General features: G+C 39.4%; 34 protein-coding genes and 1 tRNA gene. 26 read left to right on the plus strand and 9 right to left on the minus strand.

Annotation, left to right across the window (positions count from 1 at the left end; genetic code table 11):
• Positions 1-70 precede the first annotated feature (70 nt).
• Positions 71-167, minus strand: a tRNA-Sec gene (locus MKY77_RS11525).
• 144 nt (positions 168-311) lie between these two features.
• Here MKY77_RS11525 and MKY77_RS11530 point away from each other — a divergent pair.
• The 9 genes from MKY77_RS11530 to MKY77_RS11570 all read left to right on the plus strand — a co-directional run bounded on the left by MKY77_RS11530 (position 312) and on the right by MKY77_RS11570 (position 6,672).
• Positions 312-1,292, plus strand: a complete 981-nt coding sequence (locus MKY77_RS11530; protein WP_339145956.1) for a phosphotransferase — start codon at positions 312-314, stop codon at positions 1,290-1,292.
• Positions 1,293-1,312: 20 nt separating this feature from the next.
• The gene (locus MKY77_RS11535; RefSeq protein ID WP_339145957.1) at positions 1,313-2,074 is read left to right on the plus strand and encodes an AAA family ATPase; all 762 of its coding nucleotides are present in this window, start codon (positions 1,313-1,315) and stop codon (positions 2,072-2,074) included.
• A 20-nt stretch (positions 2,075-2,094) separates the two neighbouring features.
• Entirely contained in the window at positions 2,095-2,754 is a 660-nt protein-coding gene (locus tag MKY77_RS11540; protein ID WP_339145958.1) for a DUF429 domain-containing protein, read from the plus strand.
• A gap of 87 nt (positions 2,755-2,841) precedes the next feature.
• Positions 2,842-3,318, plus strand: coding sequence for a GyrI-like domain-containing protein (locus MKY77_RS11545; protein ID WP_339145959.1), 477 nt, complete (start codon positions 2,842-2,844; stop codon positions 3,316-3,318).
• 16 nt (positions 3,319-3,334) lie between these two features.
• Complete coding sequence (locus MKY77_RS11550) at positions 3,335-3,826, plus strand: GyrI-like domain-containing protein (RefSeq protein ID WP_339145960.1); 492 nt, start codon at positions 3,335-3,337, stop codon at positions 3,824-3,826.
• 134 nt (positions 3,827-3,960) lie between these two features.
• Positions 3,961-4,341: a GntR family transcriptional regulator gene (locus MKY77_RS11555; protein ID WP_339145961.1), complete on the plus strand. Its 381-nt coding sequence runs from the start codon at positions 3,961-3,963 to the stop codon at positions 4,339-4,341.
• A gap of 3 nt (positions 4,342-4,344) precedes the next feature.
• Positions 4,345-5,241, plus strand: coding sequence for an ABC transporter ATP-binding protein (locus tag MKY77_RS11560; RefSeq protein WP_339145962.1), 897 nt, complete (start codon positions 4,345-4,347; stop codon positions 5,239-5,241).
• Positions 5,225-5,980 (plus strand): hypothetical protein, encoded by a 756-nt coding sequence (locus tag MKY77_RS11565; protein WP_339145963.1) that lies wholly within the window; start codon positions 5,225-5,227, stop codon positions 5,978-5,980. Before MKY77_RS11560 ends, MKY77_RS11565 begins: the two co-directional genes overlap by 17 nt.
• The gene (locus MKY77_RS11570) at positions 5,977-6,672 is read left to right on the plus strand and encodes a hypothetical protein (RefSeq protein WP_339145964.1); all 696 of its coding nucleotides are present in this window, start codon (positions 5,977-5,979) and stop codon (positions 6,670-6,672) included. Before MKY77_RS11565 ends, MKY77_RS11570 begins: the two co-directional genes overlap by 4 nt.
• 38 nt (positions 6,673-6,710) lie before the next feature.
• Here the strand turns inward: MKY77_RS11570 and MKY77_RS11575 are convergent, their stop codons facing one another.
• On the minus strand, positions 6,711-6,881 hold the full coding sequence (locus MKY77_RS11575) for a hypothetical protein (RefSeq protein ID WP_339145965.1): 171 nt from the start codon (positions 6,879-6,881) through the stop codon (positions 6,711-6,713).
• A 247-nt stretch (positions 6,882-7,128) separates the two neighbouring features.
• On the opposite strand from MKY77_RS11575, the gene MKY77_RS11580 reads away from it, so the two are divergent.
• The 6 genes from MKY77_RS11580 (at position 7,129) to selB (ending at position 12,009) form a co-directional block, all read left to right on the plus strand.
• The gene (locus MKY77_RS11580; RefSeq protein WP_342515722.1) at positions 7,129-7,944 is read left to right on the plus strand and encodes a hypothetical protein; all 816 of its coding nucleotides are present in this window, start codon (positions 7,129-7,131) and stop codon (positions 7,942-7,944) included.
• A 44-nt stretch (positions 7,945-7,988) separates the two neighbouring features.
• Positions 7,989-8,858: a hypothetical protein gene (locus MKY77_RS11585; protein ID WP_339145967.1), complete on the plus strand. Its 870-nt coding sequence runs from the start codon at positions 7,989-7,991 to the stop codon at positions 8,856-8,858.
• A gap of 165 nt (positions 8,859-9,023) precedes the next feature.
• Positions 9,024-9,173, plus strand: coding sequence for a hypothetical protein (locus tag MKY77_RS11590; protein WP_339145968.1), 150 nt, complete (start codon positions 9,024-9,026; stop codon positions 9,171-9,173).
• Positions 9,174-9,438: 265 nt separating this feature from the next.
• Positions 9,439-9,840, plus strand: coding sequence for a hypothetical protein (locus tag MKY77_RS11595; RefSeq protein ID WP_339145969.1), 402 nt, complete (start codon positions 9,439-9,441; stop codon positions 9,838-9,840).
• Between the two features lie 68 nt (positions 9,841-9,908).
• Positions 9,909-10,136 (plus strand): spore germination protein, encoded by a 228-nt coding sequence (locus MKY77_RS11600; RefSeq protein WP_339145970.1) that lies wholly within the window; start codon positions 9,909-9,911, stop codon positions 10,134-10,136.
• The gene (selB, locus tag MKY77_RS11605; protein WP_339145971.1) at positions 10,129-12,009 is read left to right on the plus strand and encodes a selenocysteine-specific translation elongation factor; all 1,881 of its coding nucleotides are present in this window, start codon (positions 10,129-10,131) and stop codon (positions 12,007-12,009) included. The genes MKY77_RS11600 and selB overlap by 8 nt, the downstream gene beginning before the upstream one ends.
• Before the next feature lie 26 nt (positions 12,010-12,035).
• On the opposite strand, the gene selD is transcribed toward selB, so the two are convergent.
• Positions 12,036-13,109: a selenide, water dikinase SelD gene (selD, locus tag MKY77_RS11610; protein WP_339149798.1), complete on the minus strand. Its 1,074-nt coding sequence runs from the start codon at positions 13,107-13,109 to the stop codon at positions 12,036-12,038.
• Between the two features lie 154 nt (positions 13,110-13,263).
• Between selD and MKY77_RS11615 the strand changes: the two genes are divergently transcribed.
• Positions 13,264-13,503: an Rdx family protein gene (locus MKY77_RS11615; protein ID WP_339145972.1), complete on the plus strand. Its 240-nt coding sequence runs from the start codon at positions 13,264-13,266 to the stop codon at positions 13,501-13,503.
• Between the two features lie 78 nt (positions 13,504-13,581).
• Positions 13,582-14,979 carry an L-seryl-tRNA(Sec) selenium transferase gene (gene selA / locus MKY77_RS11620; protein WP_339145973.1) on the plus strand — a complete coding sequence of 466 codons (1,398 nt, stop codon included), beginning with the start codon at positions 13,582-13,584 and terminating at the stop codon, positions 14,977-14,979.
• Here the strand turns inward: selA and MKY77_RS11625 are convergent.
• The gene (locus MKY77_RS11625) at positions 14,963-15,106 is read right to left on the minus strand and encodes a small acid-soluble spore protein P (RefSeq protein WP_010193529.1); all 144 of its coding nucleotides are present in this window, start codon (positions 15,104-15,106) and stop codon (positions 14,963-14,965) included. The two genes, selA and MKY77_RS11625, sit on opposite strands and share 17 nt — an antisense overlap.
• Before the next feature lie 135 nt (positions 15,107-15,241).
• Here MKY77_RS11625 and MKY77_RS11630 point away from each other — a divergent pair, with 135 nt between their 5' ends.
• Complete coding sequence (locus MKY77_RS11630; RefSeq protein ID WP_010193531.1) at positions 15,242-15,508, plus strand: hypothetical protein; 267 nt, start codon at positions 15,242-15,244, stop codon at positions 15,506-15,508.
• Between the two features lie 113 nt (positions 15,509-15,621).
• Here MKY77_RS11630 and sspO read toward each other — a convergent pair whose 3' ends face one another.
• Entirely contained in the window at positions 15,622-15,771 is a 150-nt protein-coding gene (gene sspO, locus MKY77_RS11635; RefSeq protein ID WP_064100993.1) for a small acid-soluble spore protein O, read from the minus strand.
• Between the two features lie 296 nt (positions 15,772-16,067).
• On the opposite strand from sspO, the gene acnA reads away from it, so the two are divergent.
• The 3 genes from acnA (at position 16,068) to MKY77_RS11650 (ending at position 19,837) form a co-directional block, all read left to right on the plus strand.
• On the plus strand, positions 16,068-18,773 hold the full coding sequence (gene acnA, locus MKY77_RS11640; RefSeq protein ID WP_339145974.1) for an aconitate hydratase AcnA: 2,706 nt from the start codon (positions 16,068-16,070) through the stop codon (positions 18,771-18,773).
• A gap of 99 nt (positions 18,774-18,872) precedes the next feature.
• Positions 18,873-19,316, plus strand: a complete 444-nt coding sequence (locus MKY77_RS11645) for a hypothetical protein (protein ID WP_342515723.1) — start codon at positions 18,873-18,875, stop codon at positions 19,314-19,316.
• Between the two features lie 14 nt (positions 19,317-19,330).
• Entirely contained in the window at positions 19,331-19,837 is a 507-nt protein-coding gene (locus tag MKY77_RS11650; RefSeq protein WP_339145976.1) for a TlpA disulfide reductase family protein, read from the plus strand.
• 36 nt (positions 19,838-19,873) lie between these two features.
• Here MKY77_RS11650 and MKY77_RS11655 read toward each other — a convergent pair whose 3' ends face one another.
• A complete protein-coding gene (locus MKY77_RS11655) occupies positions 19,874-20,569 on the minus strand; it encodes a DUF1287 domain-containing protein (RefSeq protein WP_339145977.1) in 696 nt (231 codons plus the stop codon).
• A gap of 14 nt (positions 20,570-20,583) precedes the next feature.
• Positions 20,584-21,042 carry a DinB family protein gene (locus MKY77_RS11660; protein ID WP_339145978.1) on the minus strand — a complete coding sequence of 153 codons (459 nt, stop codon included), beginning with the start codon at positions 21,040-21,042 and terminating at the stop codon, positions 20,584-20,586.
• A 279-nt stretch (positions 21,043-21,321) separates the two neighbouring features.
• Between MKY77_RS11660 and MKY77_RS11665 the strand changes: the two genes are divergently transcribed.
• The 5 genes from MKY77_RS11665 (at position 21,322) to MKY77_RS11685 (ending at position 22,855) form a co-directional block, all read left to right on the plus strand.
• On the plus strand, positions 21,322-21,456 hold the full coding sequence (locus tag MKY77_RS11665; protein WP_082153446.1) for an FbpB family small basic protein: 135 nt from the start codon (positions 21,322-21,324) through the stop codon (positions 21,454-21,456).
• A gap of 67 nt (positions 21,457-21,523) precedes the next feature.
• Positions 21,524-21,667 (plus strand): acid-soluble spore protein N, encoded by a 144-nt coding sequence (locus MKY77_RS11670; RefSeq protein ID WP_010193544.1) that lies wholly within the window; start codon positions 21,524-21,526, stop codon positions 21,665-21,667.
• A 92-nt stretch (positions 21,668-21,759) separates the two neighbouring features.
• Positions 21,760-22,002, plus strand: coding sequence for a small acid-soluble spore protein Tlp (gene tlp / locus MKY77_RS11675; RefSeq protein ID WP_237662257.1), 243 nt, complete (start codon positions 21,760-21,762; stop codon positions 22,000-22,002).
• 121 nt (positions 22,003-22,123) lie between these two features.
• Positions 22,124-22,549, plus strand: coding sequence for a thioesterase family protein (locus tag MKY77_RS11680; RefSeq protein ID WP_339145980.1), 426 nt, complete (start codon positions 22,124-22,126; stop codon positions 22,547-22,549).
• A gap of 3 nt (positions 22,550-22,552) precedes the next feature.
• On the plus strand, positions 22,553-22,855 hold the full coding sequence (locus MKY77_RS11685; protein ID WP_339145982.1) for a hypothetical protein: 303 nt from the start codon (positions 22,553-22,555) through the stop codon (positions 22,853-22,855).
• A gap of 44 nt (positions 22,856-22,899) precedes the next feature.
• Here MKY77_RS11685 and MKY77_RS11690 read toward each other — a convergent pair whose 3' ends face one another.
• The gene (locus MKY77_RS11690) at positions 22,900-23,187 is read right to left on the minus strand and encodes a HesB/YadR/YfhF family protein (RefSeq protein ID WP_339145983.1); all 288 of its coding nucleotides are present in this window, start codon (positions 23,185-23,187) and stop codon (positions 22,900-22,902) included.
• A 274-nt stretch (positions 23,188-23,461) separates the two neighbouring features.
• Positions 23,462-24,652, minus strand: a complete 1,191-nt coding sequence (locus MKY77_RS11695; RefSeq protein WP_339145984.1) for a CapA family protein — start codon at positions 24,650-24,652, stop codon at positions 23,462-23,464.
• Between the last annotated feature and the right edge of the window lie 103 nt (positions 24,653-24,755).

The raw sequence follows: 24,755 nt of genomic DNA on the forward strand, positions 1-24,755 counted from the left end.
AAGAAGGGATAAACTGAAGACTAGGGCATTCAGTTTGAATGAAAGTCTTCATCCCTTGATATGTATAATTTGGCGGGACTGCGTGGGAATCGAACCCACCTGGGACGGCACGCGCCCCACAAGCGGTTTTGAAGACCGAGACAAGCACCAGCATTGCAATCAGCCCCACATGGCTAGTATCATTTTACTTTTTGCGATGAAAGAATGCAATAGGAAATAAGCTTTAAAATAGTAGAAACGTTTGTTCGCTTGTGGTACGATTATTTATATAAATTAGAAAATTATGCAAATGAAGTCAGGTGAAACGAGTAATGATAATATCGAAAGATTCTATTATAAGTGATATATTGCAAACATTGTCTCCATATTTTTTGGATAAAGTAATAAATATTACACCTATTAATCGTGGTTACCTTAATCTGAAATGGAAAGTAACCACACAGGAAGACACTTATCTAGTCAAGCAATTTAATCAAGATAGATTAAAAAAATATGACCTGGACGATCTTTTGTATGCATTAAAACAGCAAAAAAGGTTGTATAATATGAATTTTCCATGCCCAAGTATTTTTTTTGCTATGGAAACTCCCCTTTGGCAAACTGATGGAGGAGAAATATTTATGGTTATGGAGTTTTGCCCAGGAGAAACAAAACCTTATGGAAACCTAAATAGCGAAGAGATGTATCATTTTGGCAAAAGCACTGGTAGAATGCATGCCATCCTAAATAAAGGTGCAACAGGAAATGGGATGAGTGCAGAGTTTATTCCCCCTAGTATAGAACAGCGAACGATACATTGGTTGAAGGTTGAGGAAGAGGCCAATTCCAAAGGGAAAAAAGATTTATTGCCTTTTATAAAAAAACAACGCCTATTAACGGAACAAATCGATTTAAATAAACTCGGGCTGGCGGACACCGGATGGGCGCATAGAGATTTATTTTTGGATAATGTTTTGTTTCACGAAGGCAGGGTCTCAGCCATCCTGGATTTTGACCGCCTGCGATATGATTACCCTAAACTAGATGTCGCAAGAGCGGTGATTTCAAGTGCTTTAATTAATAATAATTTTAATGTTGAATTGGTATCTTGTTACATGGCAGGTTACAAAGAAGAAATAACATGTAATGATTCTTTTCTGATAGAAGGACTTCGACTGCTTTGGTATATGGAAAGCACATGGTGGATAGATGCGGAAATGGATAAGCACGTTGGCCCACCAATTAGGTTTTTAGAAGAAATGAAATGGTTGCAAGAAAATTATCATGAATTAGAGGCTATATTAATGGATTAAAAAGAAGGAGGGAGAGAGAGTTGAAGTTAGAGAAAGAAACGCAATACATAAGAGGAATCACATTAAAGAGAGAAACCATTCCCACATTCGATCGTTTCCCTTTCAACCTGCCGGTAATAAAAAACTTGGACACCCTTCACCTACATCCTAATGTCACCTACATCATCGGGGAAAATGGAATGGGGAAATCCACCTTACTTGAGGGGATTGCTATTGCTTTGGGCTTTAATCCTGAGGGAGGGACGTTAAATTTTAACTTTACAAGCTACGACTCCCACTCGGATTTGGACAACTATTTACGTGTGATAAAAGGTGCAGAGAGACCGATGGATAGCTTTTTCTTTAGGGCGGAGACCTTCTACAATGTTGCAACCAATATTGAGGAAATGGATCGGCAAAGAGGAGGAGGAAGAAGGATCATTGATTCTTTTGGAGGGAAATCACTGCATCAACAATCGCACGGAGAATCTTTTTTTGCTGCATTTGTGGAGCGTTTTCAAGGAAGGGGTTTATATATACTCGATGAGCCGGAAGCCGCTTTGTCTCCTTTGAGACAAATGTCCATGCTTGCCAGAATAAACGAACTGGTGCAAGAAGGATCACAATTCATTATCTCCACTCACTCCCCAATTGTCATGGCTTTTCCTGAGGCAAAAATTCTTGAGTTGAAGGAAGATGGGATGTGTGAAACTTCGTTGGAAGAAACACCACACTATACAATCATGAAACAATTCTTTGATGATAGGGAAAGGATGCTGTATCACTTGTTTCAGTCTAATTGAATTTTAAAGGAGGTAGTCAAATGATTGTAATCGGGCTGGACTTGGCTGGTCCAAGTAATCATAAAGATACAGTGCTTACGGTATTTAAAAAGAGTAAGAATCATTTAACTTTCCATAAAATGATTTCAAATATAAGCGACGAAAAAATTTTGAACGAAGTAATTGAATTAAGTAGAATAGATGAGGTTGTTATCGGAATAGATGCTCCATTATCTTATGAAGATGGTGGTGGAGACAGGACAAGTGATAAAGAGTTACGAAAATATATTGTTTCCTTAGGGATGAAGTCTGGTTCCATCATGACGCCGACATTTACTAGAATGGTATATTTGACGTTAAGGGGAATCAAGCTTACGAGAGAGATAGAGAAACTGAAGACGATTTTTCCCATCTATATAGTTGAAGTACACCCCGGAGCGGCAATGGGGGCGAGGGTATCTAAAATAGAAATGGAATACGTTCTTACATATAAGCAGAATCTTTCATCACGGGAGTATCTTAAGAATTGGTTTAACCAACAAAATGTAATTGGCCTACCAACAGGTGTGGAAAAAGAAAGTCACTCCATTGATTCTTGTGCAGCTGCATTAGCAGCGTGGCACTGGGCGGACCAATCGCTTAAACCAAAATGGATTTTTCCTTCCATACACCCCTTGCATCCGTATGATTATTGTTGTTAAGACAAATGCTGAATTTTTTAAAGGGAGTCAGTGATTTATATCGAAATTAAATAATGGTGAATTTATCCAAAAGGAGCGGATGTTAATATGATTCAAAATTCCATTGCAACATTTAAGTGTGAAGTGATTCAAAGAAAATTACAGTTGGTTGGCCAGTGTGCAACAGGAAACTTTCCTCAGTCCTTTCCAGATGTTGCGATCAATGTACAAAAAGACTTTGAGAATAGAAGGAGCGAAGTGAGGAATGTAGTAGATCCCGAGGTGATTTTTAGCCCTTATCTATCCAACAACCTTGTGGCTACTTATTTTGCATGTGTGGAAGTGAAGGAATTTGATTCCATTCCTAACGGGATGATCGCAATTGATATTCCCATGACAACCTATGCAAAGATAAGCTGTTCAAATAAAACGATTGATAGGGGTTATGAAAGAATCTTTTCTTGGATGAAGGATAATGGATACCGACAAGTAAGTGTTGAGAAGGCTTTACCAATCGAAATTTTCTATTATGAAGATAATGTAGAGGAAGAAATCGTAGAATTATATATTCCTATAGTCGATTAAATGAGGGGGTAATGATTTGAAAACACTAGTAGGTGAAATAGTGACCATTCCTTCTTATCGTGCGATGGGGTTAAAGTGGGAAGGTTCCTATGCGGAAGTGCCAAAACTAAAAGAAGTGATCTTGCAGATGAGTAATAGAGTCAATGAACTTCGTTTTGTAAAAAACCCTGAAACACAATTAGGGTTATCTTATCATCTAAGGTCTGATGGGTTTGTTCATTACTCTGTTTTTGTAGTGGATAATCAACAAGAGTTACCGTCTGGAATGGTCCAAATAACCGTACCAGAGATGACCTATTTAAAGGTAACGCACCCAAAAGGAAAAGATATTGGTGCCACCTATACGGAAATTTATCAATGGTTTAAAGAGTGTGACTATCGACCTCTAAAAGAAAAAGGCATAGAATATTACGATGATCTTCCAATCAAGCATGAGAGGTATCCTGTGGATAGAGATTTGGAAGATCCGCATTTTGATATTTTAATCCCAGTTTTACAGAAATCATAATTATTAAAAACGATGCCAATAGCTGGTGTCGTTTTTTTTGTGAAAAAACCTCTAAATAGCCGTTGCATTAATTTGGAAATAGTAATATACTACATTACAACACTAATGTACTATGGTTGAATGGAGGTGTAACATTGATTCTTAATACGGATGGTACAAAACCGATCTATGTACAAATCGCCGAATGGCTTGAGACGGAGATCCTGAACGAAAATTTCCTACAGGATCAAAAAGTGTATTCACAATATCAACTAGCTGAAATTTTTAATATAAATCCCGCAACTGCAGCAAAGGGTCTTACATTATTGGTGGAAGATGAAGTCTTATACAAGAAGAGGGGGCTCGGCATGTTTGTAACAGAAGCAGCACAAGCTATCATCCTGACGAAAAGGCGAGAACATACGTTGAAAAGACTAGTTTCTGAATTGGTATTAGAGGCTGAGCAACTAAATGTAGGGATTGAAGAGTTGCTAGAAATGGTGAGTACGGAAAGTAAACAAAGCAAGGGGGAGTAATGGATGAAAGTAGTGGAATGTGAGGGCTTGGTTAAGGAATATGGTCGTTCAAGGGCACTAAGTGATCTGAGTTTCCAAATTAGTGAAAATAAGATAACGGGGTTGATCGGCAGAAACGGTGCAGGAAAAACGACCCTTTTGAAAATAATGGCTGGTTTTCAGAAGCAGACATCTGGAGCGATGAAAGTCTTTCATGAAGAACCATATAATAGCTTATTCGTGTCAGCAAATAGTATTCTTGTAGATGATCAGATGGCATTTCCAGTTGCGTTAAATTTGGGAGAGGTCTTGGAGGCATGTGCAGCATTTTATCCAAAATGGGATGAAGAGCTCGCTTTGAGACTATTCGAATACTTTACCTTTCGCAAAGCTTACCATCATAGTGAACTATCCAAAGGAATGAAGAGCACCTTTAACATGATTGTTGGATTGTCATCACGATGTGCGCTGACTATGTTTGACGAACCTACAACTGGAATGGACGCCTCGGTTCGCAAAGATTTCTATCGTGCCCTCCTGAAAGATTATATCCTCAACCCACGAACCATTATTGTCTCCAGTCATCACCTGGAAGAGATAGAAGACCTTTTAGAGGATATCTTATTGCTTAAAAATGGAGAAAAACTGCTACACATGCCTGTGGCTGAAATCAAAGAATACGCGATTGGCGTACAGGGAAAAGTGAGTGTTCTTGCAGAGTGGTTAGAGGATAAAGATGTCCTATACAGTAAAACGATCGGTACAGAAATGATTTATACGGTTATTGAAAACAACTATACAGAAAAAATCAAGCAAGATGCAAGAAAGCTAGGATTTAAGCTTACATCCGTTTCTTCCAACGATGTATGCATCTATTTAACTAGTAATGAAAGAGGTGGGATTGATGCAGTCTTTGAGTAAGGTCACACTTGGTCAAGTCGTAAAAAAACAATTCTTATATAAACTAAGTGCCTATTCTGGAGTATACATCTCATTGATCATTTTACAAGTCATAGCCATATTGTTTTCTTGGAACGGAGTAGGAATGTCTGGTGGAGGATCTAATCAGGTAAGCTACAATCTGCATTATTATTCTGCCAATCTAGTATTTGTTTTCACAATGTTGTGGATGTTTATTGTATCCATAATCATCACATCGAAAGCTAACAGGAATGAGGACTTTTCTTTTTTGTCAAATAGGCTGAGTAGTGACTTGTCCAATATCCTCTTTGTTAGTGTAGCAAGTGTTATTGGAACACTTACAGCATTTTTATCATCTTATCTGTTAAAAGTCATTGTATTGTATATGCCTAAATTCGATTCTTTCTATCATTCACCTGATTCTATAAATATGGGAAGCTTGCTACTAATCGGAATCCTTACGGCGTTTTTATATCTGATCATGTGCGGGGCAGCAGGATATTTAGTTGGTACTCTGATAAGGGTTTCAAGTCTTTTTAAAGTACTAGTCCCAGTTATTTTAGTAGGTTACCTGTTTTTCGGAGGGTTTATAAGTGAAGTTAGTGGGCTATTAACCCTTGTCGAATTCTTTTATCTAGAATCTTCCTTTATCAATTTTTTTATTAAAGTAATGTTGACCACATTAGTGCTCTTTTGTAGTGCAGCTGCCATCTTCAGCAGAATGGAGGTTCGACAATGAGTAGTCTTGGAAGTATTTTTAGCTTGTTTGTCTTCATTGCAGTCCTGGTGGTTATCTTGTTATTTTTCAGGAGAGGTTTAAGAATAGTTAAGAGTTCAACATCGATCAAGAAAAACTTCTGGATACTTGGTGGGTATGTTCTTGTTTTACTATTTGCAACAGTGATCTTCTTCTTTCAGGAAGACCGATTTTTAGAGGTAAATGAGCAATCAATTGATGAAAATGGATATATATTATTTGACCGTCTTATGAATAAAGAAAAAATTGAAGAACATTATCTTACAAGTAGGCAAAAACATTCCTTGTATGAGAAGGATTTGTTTCTAAATGGCGATACAAGTCTTTTTGATTACTCAATAATACTGGAAAAAACAGATGCTTTACAGGGTGAAATGGAGGTCATTCTATATAAAGGATTATTTGAAATCAATGAGTTTGATTTTTCCGACGAGCTGCCTGCCCCTTTAACATCTTATTCTAACGGTACGTTAGAGTTGGAACCTGCTCCATTTTTTGAAAAACACATTGCCTATATGACTCTAGAATTTCCATTGGTACAATTCATTGAGAATAGATGGTCCATGCAAGGTTCCAGTAGTTCATCAAGAGATTACATCATTCATATAAAAGTCCCTCAAGATGTTAATGTATCGTGGAATGAGGACCTAATGTATGTTACAGAAATAAAATAATTCAAAAGTAAAACAAGCATGAAGAAATTCATGCTTGTTTAGCTGTTTTTATCATCAGTTCTTTTCTTAGCAATATAAAAAGCCAGTAAGACTAGTGGAATGGCAATAAAGATAGGTATATTAATGTGACTTTGAGTAACAACTGCCAGCAATAGAAGTACCCCTATACCAATAATAATGTATAAACATCCTCTTCCGAACGTTTCCATGACATAAAAACCTCCATTTAACTGTAAAAGTTGCATTTAATTTAATATATGAAAGCAAAGACTTAGGGCAACCCATATATCTTTCACGTAATAATCAATAATTAACTGAAAAATTCAACATTCTCCTACAATAACCGACAAAAAACATTGGCATCTTAGGAATATTATAGTAGGTATGCGTTACAACTGGAAAGGAGGTGAAGCGATGAATGTGCGACACATGTCAATTCTTCCCCTTCTCTTTCTATTGATTCTTCTTGTGCCAACTATGGTAAATGCCGAAAAAGGTGGCAATAAGTCTGAGGAAAATGGGAAAGCAGCTCCGAAAAATGTGGTTATTCCTGAAGTGAACTCCGCTAAGAATCCTGCTAAAGGAAAAGTTGAATCTCTTCCTAAGGAGAATGCAAGAGTTGAAAATCAACAGGCAACTAAGGTACAAAAGCCTGAAGTACCATTACCACAAAAGAAAAAGCAGCCTGAACAAAAGTCTCAAACCTCAAAAGAGTTACCGACACAGGCAAATAAGAAAGCCAATGAAGCTCAGTTAAGGAAAACTGAGAAAAAACAGGAGAAAAGGAAGAATCCAAACCCTATCTCGCCTATACATAAAGAAGATGAATCCAAAAAGCCATCTGTACTTGTGAAAATGGAAGTAAATCCTACTCTCGAAAGTAAAATTCGAGATGACCAAGGACAGAAAATATCAAAGAGTAGCTCACATGATACTAAAGGAAATTCCTATTCAAATTTTGAAAGAACGGATAATGCAAGCTCAGTGGATAGAAAAAATTCACCGTGGGAGGATCTTCCGGTGCAATTTCCTAGATCTGAACCAACGGAATTTTTCATATCCCAGAATAATTCAGCAGGAATAAGTAATGCAAAAGGAAGTTCGGCTGATTCGAAGGTATCTTCAAAATCTATGATTGATCTTTTAACAGGCTCTTTGGAGGAAATTCGAATGAATTTCCTGCAACCTTATGTGATGAGGCAACATATTTATCGAAACCAGTGGGTTAACGCGCCACCAGCACCACCACCGGAAAGTGCTCTTTTTTTCTAACAATATATAAAACTATATGAAATGGAAAAGGGAGCGAATTAATAATGAAAATCAACTTTTTAAATGGTAATACTGTCGTGAAATCTTTAGTTTTAGCAGGTGTACTTTCTTTAGGATTTGGAGTTGGAATGGGTGAAGCTGCCGGAAAAGAAAACAAGCCAAATTCGGCACAAAAAGTTGAAGTCCAAGCGAAATCTGAAAAGGAAGGGAAAGTGAATCCTTCTGCTGAAAATAAAGCTAAGTCACAAGCAAGCAAAAATGCTAGCGATCAAGCGAAAGCTAATGCTTCTGCTAACTCTGCGGTACATTATTCCACTAAAGAAAAAGTGGAAGAGCCTAAAGAAGCACAGCCGGTTATGGATGAAGTTCAGGAAGAACCTGTAATGGAAGAAACGGTGGAAGTGCAAGAGGAGCAAAAAGCAAACAAGGGCCGTTCTATGGCAAGTGAAAAAGCCAATGAACAAGCGAAATTGAATGCTGCGCCTAATGCTGCTGTACACGGTAATGCTGAAGAAGTAGTGGAAGAGGAAACTACGGAAGAAGCGACAGAAGAAGTGACTGAGGAAACTACGGAAGAAGCAACTGAAGAAGTGACTGAGGAAACTACGGAAGAAGCAACTGAAGAAGTGACTGAGGAAACTACAGAAGAAGCAACTGAAGAAGTGACTGAGGAAACTACGGAAGAAGCAACTGAAGAAGTGACTGAGGAAACTACGGAAGAAGCAACTGAAGTAGTAGAAGAGGAAACTTCTGAAGAAACAACAGAAAAAGTGAGTCCTTCTGTTGAGAATAAACAAAACGCTAATGGAAGTAAAAATGCTAACGAAAAAGCAAAAGAACATGCTGCGCTTCAATCTGCGGTTCGTATTATCGTTGAAGAAGAAACAACGGAAGAAGATAATGAAGTAGAATAATTAACTAGTAGACTCCAGGTTTTTTATAAACCTGGAGTCTTTTTTATAGAAGTTTAGTTGCTACCCTAAGGCAACTAACTAATTTCCTAAATCACTGTCACATTTTTTCACAGCGTGCATATACTTTCCATTGTGTGATAAAAATTTTGAAAGGAAGTTTGATCAATGAAAGAACTAATCTTAAAAGACGGAAATCAATTTGCAGAATATAAACTAGAAACATTTTCAACCGATTTCAAAGTAATTGAAGTAAATGTTTCAGATTCAACCGAATCTTTACCTGCGATGGTAAACCCGGTAAAACTTAATTTCTAATGTTTCTTAAATGGCTGAATATCTTGCAATCCTACATAAAGTAGTGGCAAGAAGGGGGAAGCGTGCCGACAATGGTCACGCTTCTTTTGTTTTGTATTTTCGCAGGACATTTCAAGTTTTGTGAAATGCTTGTTATAATTATAGGTAAAGACAGGATTATTGGAGGACCACTTTGGATTTATATTGTACAAAACATAAAAAGGTGTTAGTGGAGCGCTATCACAGGACATCCCAGAAAATTGAATCGTATTGTGTGGATTGTGAAATGGAGGCAAAATATCAAGCGCAAATACAGAACAGTAGCCATATTCGAAGAAAAATAGTGAAAAAGCTAAGTGGCAAGCTGTGGGCGTTATTGATGGTTGGTATGCTGATTATTTTATTTTTGCCGGTACACATGATCATTAAGTTTATGCTTTGCTTCCTCTTACTATTAATAACGTTAAAGCTTATTTTTGATCCGTTTCTATCACAGCCCCCGGGAGACCGGAAACCCGACTGGGATGATATTCGAGCTAAGGCGCTGAATCAGAGCAGTATTCAGGCAAATGAGGTCGCCAATGTCAAAAGACAGTGGAAAAAAGGTTTTTTACAAGAACATCGAAATAAAGCTTGGACAGAGGAAGATTGGCAGCAATATCTCAATCAGCATTATAAAAAAGAATAATCTTTAGGACGTCCACCTATACAAGCATAAACAGGCTATCATACGCTATCAAAAAGGGAGTGGCGGAGATGGCTTGTTTTATTAACAATGTGGTGATCAAGAACGTAAATGGCGGAGTTGTGAACTTTGGGAATATATTTAAAGCATGCCCGATAGCAGAAGAAACCGGTGTAACGGGTTCGGGTTCAGGTAACCTTGGACAATGCATCAAGACCCATACAAAGATTAGTGTAGTCAATGTATGCGGGAAGAAAAATGTCCAAATAAATGATGAAATAGGTGAGGGGTTTGACTAATCATTACACGATTGGGATGGCAGGGCATATCGATCATGGAAAGACCACTTTGACAAAAGCGCTGACCGGAGTGGACACGGACAGGCTGAAAGAAGAAAAGGAGCGGCAAATATCTATTGAACTTGGATATGCACCTTTACAAATGGAGGATGGTTCCATTTTATCCATTATAGATGTACCAGGACATGAGCGATTTATTCGCCAAATGATTGCAGGCGTAGCTGGAATTGACCTTGTCATTTTAGTGGTAGCTGCAGATGAAGGAGTCATGCCCCAGACGAAAGAGCATTTAGAGATATTGAAGTTTCTGCAGATCAAAAAGGGAATCATCGCCATTACCAAGAAAGATAAGGTGGAAGAAGAACTATTGGAACTGGTGGAGGAAGAAATCTTGGACGAGCTTGAAGGGACCATATTTCAGGACGCTCCAGTTGTCTTCCTTAACAGTATAAAAAAAGATGGAATGGAAGAATTGAAACAAGTCATCATAAATGAGTTGAAGAATCTCCAGGTAAAGCATGAAGTCGGTAATTTTCGCCTGCCGATTGATCAAGTTTTCAGCCTGAAAGGTCAAGGAACGGTTGTAAGGGGAACGATAATGGAAGGCGTCATTCAAAACGATGAAACGCTGGAAGTACTACCCTCTGGATTGTTAGTGAAAGCAAGGCAGCTTCAGGTCCATAATGCAAAAGTCCAAAAGGCAAAAGCTGGGCAGCGAGTTGCAGTGAATCTCCCTAATATCAGTACAACAGAAATTAAGCGCGGGGATGTACTGGTGCATTCACATACATATGAGACAACAGATACAATTGATGTATCCTTGCAATTTGTGAAAAAACTCCAACATCCAATCAAGCAAAGAAGCTTGATAAAAGTTCATATAGGTACAGCGGAAGTGTTAGGGAGAATTGTTTTTTTTGACAGGAATGAATATGAAGGGGAATATTCGGAGGAAGTGCTATGCCAGATCCGACTGGAAGATGAGATTACCGCTAAGAGAGGCGACAAGTTTATTATCAGAAGGCCTACTCCCGTGGAAACGGTTGGCGGAGGATGGATTATTCAAGCAAAAGGTTCCAAGTATAAGTTCGGGAAAGAAACGTTACATAGACTTCAAAAAGTAAAAGAAGGAATTCCGGAACAAAGAGTCAAACAAGCTTTGGCCAAACATTACTTGCTAGAAATCAAAGGCATTCAAGCAGAAACAGGATTAACCAATAAAGAAATGGAATCATTAATTGAATATGGAAAAATAATCCAAATAAAGAAGGGGCAATTTACTGGTTCTGACATTGTATTAGATCTGAAAGAAAGATTAATTAATTACATACTATCTTTCCATCAGACTTACCCTTTGAAAGCCGGTGTATCAAAAGCGGAACTCCTATCAAGCCTGATGAATTCTTTTCCGAGTGATCTTGTGGAATATGTAATAGAAATCCTTCAAGAAGAAGGAATCATACAGCGGAGAGAAAGCTTAATAAATAGCGTGGAGTTTAAACCGCATTTTCCTAAAGCTTGGAAAAAAAGAATGGAGCAGGTTGTTTCAAGGCTGGAGAGTGATGGTCTTACCCCAAAGCTTTTTGTGGAATATGGACGAGAGGCGGGGCTTCCCGAAAAAGAACTTCATGAACTGCGCTACTATTTGATCTATCAAAAAGAGGCTTATGAATTGAGTGATAAGCATCTAATCAGTGTAAAGAATCTCGTGGATTCCGTAGGGACATTAAAGAAGAAATATCCACAGGAATTGGCGCTGGGTCAGGTAAAGGACGAACTTGGAATGTCACGAAAATACTTAATACCGTATGTGGAATTGCTCGATTCATTAGGAATTACGCAGAGGATAGATAAAAAACGCTATTGGACATAATCAAAAACGGAGCAGCGATCATTACATCAGCTGGCTCCGTTTTTATTTACATAGATCCATTTTTCTTTTTTTTCTGTAACGGCCCCGATGATAGCAGCTTGGATATTTTTCTCATGGAGCATGGAAATGTAATGTTTCGCCTCAGATTTCTGCATGCTTATCAGTAACCCACCCGATGTGATGGCATCACACAAAACCATCTGTTCATGAAGAGAAACGGAATCATGGTATAGGACATCATTCTCCAACCATTGATGATTGGATTTGGAACCGCCTGGTATGACTCCTTCTTCGGCGAGTTCATATGTTCCTGATAGTACTGGAACAGCCTGCAAATCTATATGTAAGCTCACATCACTTCCACGGGCAATTTCACTTGCGTGGCCAAGCAACCCAAAACCGGTAACATCGGTCACAGCGTTGGGATTGAATTGTTGAAGGCTCTCTGCAGCATGCCTGTTCAGTGCAGCCATCGTCTCTGAAACGAGGGAGATCTGTTGCACAGTAGCTTTTTCCCGTTTAATAGCTGTGGTTAGGATTCCCACTCCAATTGGTTTCGTTAATACAAGGACATCCCCTGGAGACGCACCTGAATTCTTCCATATTTTGTCCGGATGGGCAAAACCGGTTACAGATAATCCGTATTTCGGTTCTTGATCATCAATGGAGTGTCCTCCGACAATCACTGCGTCCGCTTCCTTCACTTTATCCATTGCTCCTGAGAGAATGGACTGTAGTATTTGAGGTCCTAATTTCTTGATAGGGTAGCCTACGATGTTCAAGGCTGTTTTGGGTGTACCTCCCATTGCATATACATCGCTAAGGGCATTGGCGGCAGCGATTTGTCCGAACATATATGGGTCGTCTACAACCGGTGTAAAATAGTCGAGCGTCTGAATCATGGCAATCTCATCGGTTATTTTATAGACCCCTGCATCATCAGATGTGCTATATCCTACCAGGAGGTTTGGATCTGGTTTATTTACAGGTAAATCACGCAAAACTTGCGCGAGGTCACTCGGACCAAGTTTGCATCCTCAGCCAGCTTTTGTCGATAATGATGTTAAACGGATTTTTTCATGTTCACTCATTTCAGCCACCTCCTGTCTATTCAGTATATTCCTCTCGAGATTTGTTTTCCAGTGATAAAGATTTGAATTTTGCGAAAAGATAAAAGTTGTACTATGATAGATGTATTGACCGGGAGGGAAATCTTGGTCATCGTAGTGAACAACTTGCATAGGAGGAAAAATCATGAGAAATTTCAAGGTATCCATCGAATTTTGCATGCAGTGAAACTACGCGCCAAAAGCCGCGAGTTTCGCGGAATCATTATTTTCCCATTTCCGAACGGATATTTCCTCCATGGAGCTGATTCCAAGCTCTGGTGGAAAATTTGAAGTGACGGTAAATGGAGAAACAATCTTTTCTAAAAAAGAAACAGGTGTGTTTCCAAAAGCGGAAGACATCATTGCTCAATTGGAAGGCAAGTAAGAGAGGAGGGGGGACCCTTCTCTTTTACCTTTTTATTAGGATATAATAGGAGAATAACCGACCGGAAAAGGTGAAAATATGAAAGAATTACTTCGAAGCATTCCCCCTATACATGAACTGCAAAATCAACCTGCATTTATGCAATTAAGCAAAAAGTATGATGTTGATAAAACAGTTATGACCTCCATTTTGAGAAAGGCAATAGAGGGGCTTAGAAATCAAATTATTGCGGAGGATCTAGAGGGTACAAATATCACATCTAGAATATGGAATCAAACGGAACTGGTATTGAGTAGTAAAAATAAGTCAAGACTGTTGCCCGTTATCAATGCAACTGGGACGATCTTACATACAAATCTAGGGCGTGCAAGGCTAAGCCGAAAAGCAATTGACAGGGTTGTGGAAGTTGCCTCCAATTACTCCAATTTGGAATTTGATATAGATTCGGGCAAGCGAGGCTCCAGGCACGATATAGTAGAAGCTCTAATTAGGGAAGTGACGGGTGCGGAAGCGGCGATGGTAGTGAACAACAACGCCGCTGCAGTGTATTTTATCCTGAATGCTTTTGGCAAAGGGAAAGAAGTCATTGTCTCAAGAGGTCAGTTAGTGGAAATCGGCGGTTCTTTTCGAATTAGCTCCATCATGGAAGAGAGCGGTGCGAAGCTTATAGAGGTCGGTACCACCAATAAGACACACTTAAAGGACTATGAAAATGCATTGTCTGATGAGACGGCCATGGTGCTTAAAGTACATACAAGCAATTTTAAAACAATTGGATTTACCCAGTCCGTTTCAACCGAACATCTAGTGGGTTTAAAGGAAGGTAGGGATGATTTGATCCTCTATGAGGACCTTGGTAGCGGAGTTCTATACGATTTCACAGAAGCTGGTATTGGCGATGAACCGGTAGTACAAAAGGTCTTAAAGACAGGTGTCGATATCGTATCCTTTAGCGGTGATAAATTGTTGGGTGGACCGCAGGCCGGTATCATCGCAGGGAAAAAGGAGTATATTGATACATTGAAAAAACACCAGCTTGCAAGGGTGTTAAGAGTGGATAAAATGAGCTTTGCTGCACTTGAGGCAACACTAAAAGCTTATGCCATGAACAAAGCAAAAGAGATCCCAACTATTAGAGACATGCTACTATCTGTGGAAGAGATCAGAGAAACAGCAACTTTGTTCCTTGATTCCATTGAAGGTTTGGAGATATTTGAATGGGAGATGACAGAAGTCGAATCAATGATAGGAGGTGGGACCATGCCAGGTGTTACACTACCCTCCATTGCGATTAAGGTGCATACGGATAATCTTTCCGCACAATCTCTAGCCGACGAATTAAGAAGGGGTACCCCAAGTGTGGTGGTCCGTCGCCAGGATCAGTGTGTTCTCCTGGATTTCCGAACCATCACACAAGGGGAGGTAGCCAAGCTTGTTGAAGCTTTCCGTAAAGTGGAGCTTACATATCGTGACTAGAATTATGTTTTTGACGGGTGTGTTGACGGTTTTTCACTTTATGAGAACCGCTTAATGGAGCCGGTTGCCCTGACTGATTATCTTTAGGTTGGTTTCTGACCATATCCTTGTGGCTGTTTTTGTTCATAGTGTATCTCCTCCTTTACCTATAGTTTTAGAAAATAGGGCAGGTTTATGCTCTTATCTCTGAGGTATATTTTTCTTGAAAAAGGGCAGTATAGGTAGAGCTATTATTTACTTTGATTTGAAGGAGCGAATAGATATGCCATATCATAAAGACAAACAGCAGGCTTTTCAAGCAGCCCAACAAGGAACAGAACAAGCAAGAGATGTGTACGAAGCGATTGTAAGAAATGATCCGAATTACGGGCACGATTTTAAACGTCTTGAAAATGAAGTGAATGAAGCGATGGAGCAGATCAATAATGCACTTGAAGTAGCTTCAGAAACGCAGCGTCCTCAACTGATGCAATTTCAAGCGGATCTGCAACGGCTGATGCAACAAGGTGACGGGAACACGTTGGAATAGATGCTTGACGTGGTTAGGCCAATCTTGAACCTCCATTTAGGTTTAGGATTGGCTTTTTTGTTTGTAAAATATAAAAATCAACCCCAGCTTTTTGGAGTTGATTTTACGTCCGGTTATTGATTCTTTTTACGCTTCTTATTATTTTGCTTCTGAGCTTCCGTCAGCGGTTCATTGGATAACTCTTCATTGTACCCTGCACCAATTCCTTGCCCACTCGCACTGTTCATGCCTTCAATGATATGGTTCGATTTTCTTTTTGCCACTTTGCTTCACCTCCATTTATAGTTTCTCCTGAGGTTTCAACAGCATGTATTTGTGGAATATTATGAAAGATAAGTGTAACTTATGTGATTTGATAACTTTATTGATATTTACTTATGAGAAATGTTGTATTAAGATAATATTGTAAGGACTATTCGGTGGGAGAAACAACTCGAAAATTGTCTCAAAGAAAAACAACCGCAAACGCTTTCTACACAAATGAAAGCTTGTTTTTCAATGCCTATTAATTGTTCATAGCGAGGTCCTATTAAACTATGAGTAGCAGGGGGTAATACATATGACGAAGCAAGATGTTTTTAATGCCCGCACGTCATTTGATGTGAACGGCAAAACGTATCATTACTATTCTTTGCAAGCGCTTGAAAAAGCAAACATTGGTAACGTGTCACGGTTACCATACTCCATTAAAGTATTATTAGAATCCGTTCTACGCCAAGTAGACGGCCGTGTCATCACAAAAGAGCACGTTGAAAACTTAGCAAAATGGGGAACAGACGAGCAGAAGGACGTGGATGTACCATTCAAGCCTTCTCGTGTAATCCTTCAAGACTTCACAGGAGTTCCAGCGGTGGTTGACCTTGCGTCTTTACGTAAAGCCATGGCTGACGTTGGTGGAGATCCTCAGAAAATCAATCCTGAAATCCCGGTTGATCTTGTAATTGACCACTCTGTACAAGTTGATAAAGCTGGTACGGCTGACTCTTTAGACTTCAACATGAAGCTTGAGTTCGAACGTAATGCTGAGCGTTACAAGTTCCTAAGCTGGGCAAAGAAATCATTTGACAACTATCGTGCGGTTCCACCGGCAACTGGTATCGTTCACCAAGTTAACTTGGAGTACTTGGCAAACGTGGTTCACGCTGTGGAAGAAAATGGCGAGTACGTAGCCTTCCCTGACACGCTTGTCGGAACAGACTCCCATACAACCATGATCAACGGTATCGGTGTTCTTGGATGGGGTGTAGGTGGTATCGAGGCGGAAGCAGGAATGCTTGGCCAACCATCATACTTCCCAGTTCCTGAGGTTGTTGGGGTTAAATTGACAGGCGCTCTGCCAAACGGTACCACTGCAACTGACTTAGCATTGAAAGTAACGCAAGTATTGCGTAAACATGGTGTGGTTGGTAAGTTTGTTGAATTCTTCGGTCCTGGAGTTTCTGAGCTACCACTAGCAGACCGAGCAACTATCGCCAACATGGCACCTGAGTACGGAGCTACTTGTGGATTCTTCCCGGTTGATGAAGAGTCTCTAGATTACATGCGCTTAACAGGACGCAGTGAAGAGCAAATCAAATTGGTTGAAGAGTATTCCAAAGCAAACGGCTTGTTCTTCAGTCCTGACGCTGATCCTATCTACACGGATGTAGTAGACATCGACCTTGGAGAAATTGAACCGAACCTTTCTGGGCCTAAGCGTCCACAAGACCTTGTGCCACTATCCATGATGAAGGAAACATTCCACAATGCGTTAGTTGCTCCACAAGGTAACCAAGGCTATGGTTTAACTCCTACTGACATTGCTAAAGAAGTAGAAGTGACATTGGCTTCCGGTGAGAAAACGACAATGAAAACAGGATCTATTGCGATTGCATCCATTACTTCCTGTACAAATACATCCAACCCATACGTATTGATCGCTGCTGGTTTAGTTGCGAAAAAAGCGGTGGAATTAGGATTGGAAGTACCAAGTTTCGTGAAAACATCCTTAGCGCCTGGTTCCAAGGTTGTGACAGGATACTTACACGATTCCGGACTTCAACCATACCTAGATCAATTAGGTTTCAACATTGTAGGTTACGGCTGTGCGACATGTATCGGTAACTCAGGTCCATTAGCTGACGAAATCGAAGAAGCAGTAGCAGAAAATGACTTGCTTGTTACTTCTGTACTTTCTGGTAACCGTAACTTTGAAGGACGTATCCATCCACTTGTAAAAGGTAACTACCTTGCATCTCCACCACTAGTTGTGGCATATGCACTTGCTGGTAATGTGGACGTTGATCTTCAAAACGATGTAATCGGAAAAGACAAAGACGGCAACGATGTATTCTTCAAAGACATCTGGCCTTCCATGACAGAAGTGAAAGAAGTTGTAAAATCAACGGTAACTCCAGAGCTATTCCGCAGAGAATATGAGCATGTATTCGATGACAACAAGCGATGGAATGAAATTCAAACTTCTGATGAAGCATTGTACTCATGGGATAATGATTCCACATACATTCAGAACCCGCCATTCTTTGAAGGGTTGACTCCTGATGCGGGTACAGTAGAACCTCTTACTGGTCTACGAGTAGTTGGAAAGTTTGCTGATTCTGTAACAACAGATCACATTTCACCGGCTGGTTCCATCGGAAAAGATACGCCTGCAGGTAAATACCTACAAGCAAACGGTGTAACTCCTCGCGAGTTTAACTCTTATGGTTCCCGTCGTGGTAACCATGAAGTAATGATGCGTGGTACATTTGCAAACATCCGTATCCGTAACCAGATCGCTCCAGGAACAGAAGGCGGCTGGACTACTTATTGGCCAACTGGCGATGTAATGTCCATCTATGATGCTTGCATGAAGTACAAAGAAGAAGGCACTGGCCTAATGGTCATCGCCGGTAAAGATTATGGAATGGGAAGCTCCCGTGACTGGGCTGCTAAAGGAACAAACCTACTTGGAATTAAAACAGTTATCGCGGAAAGCTTCGAAAGAATCCACCGTAGTAACCTTGTTCTTATGGGAGTGCTACCTTTACAGTTCAAAGATGGCGAAAGTGCGGAAGTACTTGGCTTGACTGGTAAAGAAACGTTTGAAGTAGCTGTTGACGAAACAGTAAAACCACGTGACTTTGTAAAAGTTACTGCTACAGACGAAGAAGGAAACAAAACAGAATTTGACGCATTGGTCCGTTTCGATAGTGAAGTAGAGATTGACTACTACCGTCACGGTGGTATCTTGCGTATGGTATTGCGCGACAAACTAAAAGCATAATTGTATGTATGAAAAGCTGGTCTCTTATGGGGCCAGTTTTTTCTTGCCTAAAAAGTGTAATAAAATTGACAAAGGTAATCGTAATTAATTCATCCAATTATGGTTAAATGGAATTATCAACAAGCAAAGGAGAACGGAATGGAAGCCATTCAATTAGGTCCACTTGTTTTAAAGAAGTCCTATATAGTTCTTCTTTTTTCATGCTTACTTGCATATTTATATATATCCATGTACCTTAGGAACAAGCCCGATATGTTAAAGACAGTGGAGAATCACTTAATATCCGGCATGTTATTTTGGATAGTCGTATTTAAATTTAGTATTATTATTTTCAGGCCGTCCATCATTTGGACAAATCCCTATGGATTATTGTTTTTTACAGGGGGGACTAATGGAGTTTACCTGGCAACAGTGGGAACCATCCTATTTTTATATTGGAAGCTTCATCGATCGGACATACATATTATAACTTCTACGGTTATCATTGTTCCAAGCATTCTTATTGTCATTGCAGGATATTTTGGAATTTTGGCGATTTTATAAAGGTGGGATAGTAGATGAAAAAAATTATAGCTATTGTATTTCTTGTTGCTTTAAGCGGTTACGCTATATTCCAGGTGTTCGCGGAAAAAGATCCGGATGTTGGCACGCAACCTGGTGATAAGGCAAGAGACTTTGAACTGAGTACTTTAGCGGGAGGCACTGCAAAGCTATCTGAATTCAAGGGGAAAAAAGTGATTGTAAATTTCTGGGCAACCTGGTGTGGCCCATGTCGTGCAGAAATGCCAGAGATGCAGAAATACCACACCGAGAATGAGGATGTTGTCATGCTGGCGGTAAATTTGACGGACCGGGAGCCTGATCTTGAAACGGTAAAAGAGTATGTGGAAGAAGGTGGTTATACGTTTCCGATTCTCTTGGATGAAGAGGGTGTTTTCAGACACTACCAGGTAATGACGATGCCTTCTACTTTTTTCATCGATTCAGAAGGCGTGATTTCCTATATGCACCTTGGACCAATGACATACGAGTTGATGGAAGAACAGGTTGGAAAAATGAATTAGTGCAAATGAAAGGATTCCATATAGATTGGAATCCTTTTAATATTTCCATCGAAAATGACCTGTGATGGGAGAGGTGAAGGAGGTGAGTTTTATTTCAGACGCAAATGGATATGTATTGTGAATGAGATACGGAATTCCATCTTTAGTACGTTTGTCCGATACTATTCCAACATGATCAAAATCACCACCAAGAAAGACTACAATGTCGCCCGGCTGCCATTGTTCTAAATTTTCGATATCCCCCTTGATGATCTCTGTTGTCAATGGTTCTGCAAACCGTCCGAAAAAAACGGATTGATTTGGTACACGCCTGAAATCAATGTTGGGATCTGGTGTGCCGCCAACTCTTGGATAAAGTTCAGTATTCTCCCTAATATCTTTATCTAAAAGATCTTTAAGGTTTATTCCTGCTCCCAACAGTCCACGCCACACTACATCTGTACATACCCCTTCAGTATCCGGCGGGTAACCCCCATCATAATACACACTTTTATATGGTGTTCGCTGTTCCACTTCTTTTCTTGCAGTGAAAACAATATCAAGGTGGTCTGGGATTCCGTTCTCGTTCTGATCCACTTTGGATATAGTGGCAGGAACCTCTAATTTTTTCGTGAAAGGCATAGGCACATTAACACCTAAATAGTCCAAGATTATCCCATCCCGAAAAAGTAATGATAAACAAATAACGAAGGTGATTAATCCCAAAATCAATATCCCAGCTTTCCGTTTCATTTTTTACCTCCAGGTCATATCGCTCGGTTTTTGATTTGCTTCATATGATGTTTATCGTGATCAACAAACATTTTCAAAAAAGATTCAGGAGTGAATTTGCGCTTTTTTTTCCCTATCGTAAATCGTACTCCTTGGTTTAAGTTCTCCAGATTTCTTATTAATTCCTTCCTAGTGAGGACAAATTCCTTTATGAGAGCTTCCGTGTCATTGAAAATCATTATTGCCTGTATCGCTTTTTCATTATATTCATCATGATCAGGGAAGTCAGGCAAGACTCCACCTTCTTTCATTTCAGGTACCATCTTTTCCAACAAAAAAAGATCCCAATAATAAATGTGCCCGATGATTTCTTTTACCGACCATTTCCCTTTACATATTGGAGAGATTAATTCATCCTCGTCTTTTGATCTAAACGAACGAAAAAATTCCATATTGCTTTCATAAGCTTGATAAGTTGATGTAGATAATATCAATAAGAAACCCTCACTTTTTAGAATATTCACACCTTTAAATCTTAACGTAGATTTATGAAAGATACAAGAACGTATATTCGACCTTTGTGGCTATATATATCAGTTTTCAATTTTCAGAATATGGATATAAACATATTAAACAACCTTCTTAATACACTCCGTTTATCTGTCATCGGCAAATTTTTAATCAAATTCTAACTAATTCGTCAGAAAGTTATCATAATTTTAGAGTATTTTGGACATTAATACTATTACAATAACAAATAAGTAGGTGAGATGATGAGAAGAATCCGTAAACGTTCTTTTGAAGAGCTTGTTTTGGAAAATAAGCAACTTCTTTTAAAAGATGAAGAAGCATTACGCAAAATCGAGGACCGCTTGGAAGAAAAGATGTTAAATAAAGCGGCAGAATAACTTTCAAATATTTCTTGTTATGAATATCCCTCTATCTTGAGATATTAAAGGTAGGAGGGATGTTTTTATGAGTAATCCAAAAGGAAGCAGAAAGCACTTTATGCCAAACCATATAGGAACTCAGCCACAGGAGGCTGGAGGCAATAAAGGCAAGCAGATGCAAGATACTTCAGGTAAACACGCTCAAGTGATTCAAACAAAGGGTGAGTAATATATCCAACTATTTCAAGTGTTAATGTAGCGTCTGTTGCAAACAATACAACTTGTAGTAACTTTTCATTCGATAAAGGGAGGCGTTTTGTTATGGACCAAAACAAACAACATCGTGCAAACCCGGATGATCGCAGTGATAATGTAGAAAAACTACAAAGCATGGTGCAGAATACAATAGAGAATATTGAGGAAGCACATGATTCCATGCAATTTGCCAATGATGAGGAAAGAGCTCGCATTGAAGCAAAAAATCATCGTCGTGAAGAAAGCATTGCTGCTTTCAGGGCTGAAATCAAAGACGAAGCCAGCAGTCGCGAAAACGGTTATAAGTAACATGCTACAAGGCGGGCATATATACTGTGCCCGCTTTTTGCCAGGCTTTTTTATGTGGAAAAATATTCTTTTGTGTTATCATAATTAGACACATCCAAGTAAATGGGGGAGTAGAGTAAAAATGCTAGTATCTAATAAGGAAATAGAAGTGCGTTACGCAGAAACAGACCAGATGGGAGTAGTTTATCATGCAAACTATCTCGTTTGGATGGAGCTTGGACGAACACAGCTAATAAAGGATTTGGGGTTTTCCTATGCTCAGATGGAACAGGATGGGGTCATTTCACCTGTCATCGATATAAATGTTACCTATAAAAAACCTCTTCGCTATGGGGAAGTGGCGACCATACATACATGGATTGAGAGCTATGATGGCTTCCGGGTTGTTTACGGCTATGAAATACGCACTCCAAATGAGGAGGTAGCGTTGTTGGGAAGTTCCTCACATGTATGCGTCAAGAAAGAAAACTTCAAACCGATCATCATTCGTAAAAAATATCCGGAGTGGCACACTGCATACGAAAATGCGAAAAAGCAAGGAGAATAAATCATGGCGTTTGGGATCAATCGTGGGGAACTACAGGAATGGAAAGCAAAAGTGAAAAGCGGTGAAATGGCATTCATCACCCACTATTGGATTCATCCTCGTTTTGATGGAATTACTACTGTGACGAAAGCTGGATGCTGTGATATTAGAAAACTGATTGAGTGGGGGAAGCAATATGGCTTGAAAGAGCAATGGATACATAAGAGGGAAGAGTATCCCCATTTCGATCTAATCGGCGAAACTCAGCTGGAGATTTTGAAAAAAGAAGGGCAATGGGAACAGATTCATCGTTTTTTTGATACATAAAGAAAGAATCAGGGGTTATGCCCCTGATTCTTTCTTTTTTGTCTTTATTCATAATCAAATTTTGGTTCGTTTAATTCTTCGTCAAATTTGATATGGAGATCATGCCCGTCAAAATACCATGCTTCTTTTTCTTCCACAAAGAATGTAATGCCGTCTTTTACTATGGTAGCAGCCGGCTGGTCGGGATCTTCTTTTACAATGCCCAATGAAAATCCTTTCTGGACCGTACTGCAGCCACCATAACGGACGTGGAAACGAATGTTATCCCCTTTTTCTAAATGCAATTCTTCTTTATACCATTCCAATGCTTTATCTGACATGGAAATATTCATAATAGCAACTCCTTTTTGTCTCATAGATTGTATTACGTTACCTTGAAAAAGGAATGATGCTTCCGTTTGAACGCAATATGTATATACAACCTTTATTATAACTGAATTCCACAAGTGCAACCAAATAAAACCACTTAGAGAAAATGCAATGGATTTACCTTCTACTATATGTTTTATCAAATAGAAGGATTCCATTCTGCAACTGTTTGGAAACAGATTGCTCAAAAAATCAAGAAAAAAGCATCGGTCCATTTTGGTGGCCGATGCTGGTTATTCAATTATTTATTTCATCTTCCTTTAACCATTGATACATATGATCCAACATTTCTTTGTTTTTGGCTTCTGCCTGTGAATAACCGAATGAAGCGGCATCCTTCAATGGGACCACATGGTATCTGGTTGGATCCACTTGCGAAACATATGTGGGGATAAAATCATCTACTTTAATGTCAATTTTCTTTTCCTTACCATCCACAAATTTCTCTACATGAAGTTGCAAGATCCCTCCGATATCTTTATAATCATCCTTTTGTCCAGACAGGAAATTCCCCAGTGAGTAGACAACAAACATCTTCTTGCCATCCGGTCTTTCGATGAATTTCATCGGCTGTAGTACATGGGGGTGGTGGCCGATAACGATGTCTACACCAATTTCTGCAAGGAAATCTGCCAGTTCTTCCTGTTCTGAGTTAGGGAAAAGAATATACTCTACTCCCCAGTGCATGGCAACCACCACGACATCAGAATTTTGTTTGGCTTCCTCAACGTCCCTTTTTATCGCCTCACGATCGATCAGGTTTACAAAGAACTCCTTCCCTTCCGGAATTGGAATTCCGTTCGTACCATATGTATAGGACAAGAAAGAGAATTCAATGCCATTTTTGGAAATGGTCCGTAATCTTGCTTTATCCTCATTACTCTTATAACCACCGACATATTCCATTCCGATTGTTTCGTAATGGTTGATTGCGTTCATAATCGCCTTTTCCCCACGATCTAATGTATGATTGTTGGCGATACTGACGATATCTACACCTGCTTCCTGCAGGGCATCTGCTACTTCGAAGGGACTGTTGAAGCTTGGATAATTGGATAACCCAATTTCTGTTCCCCCGATGATGGTCTCTTGATTGGCGATGGAAATATCGGTTTCTTGCAGGTGGGACTTAACACGTTCCAGCATCGGATTGAAGTTGTATGAATTTTCTCCAGTTTTTGCTGCATTATAGACGGTACTATGAATGAGGAGGTCCCCTACCGCAGAGATAGTCGCTTCTGTTCGAAAAGCTTTTTCCGTTTTTATGAGTTCTTTCGACTTATGTTGTTTGATGTCGGTTGCTGTGAATTCCTTTTGGTCCTCACCTGTCATAAAACCTTCGTAATGCTTGAAAGTAAGTAGCGAAAAAAATAGAGCCAAACCTAATATAATGATGATTGGTAATAAATATTTTGATTTTGAGTTCATGATAATAGACCCCTTATTTATATTTTTACTCTTCCAACATAATACATAATTTTTGCATTTTTCATCGAATTATGTCGAATGCACAAAAAATAAAGGATTTTTT

It is taken from the genome of Sutcliffiella sp. FSL R7-0096 (genome assembly GCF_038595065.1).
In the GTDB taxonomy this organism is placed as follows: Bacteria; Bacillota; Bacilli; order Bacillales; family Bacillaceae_I; genus Sutcliffiella_A.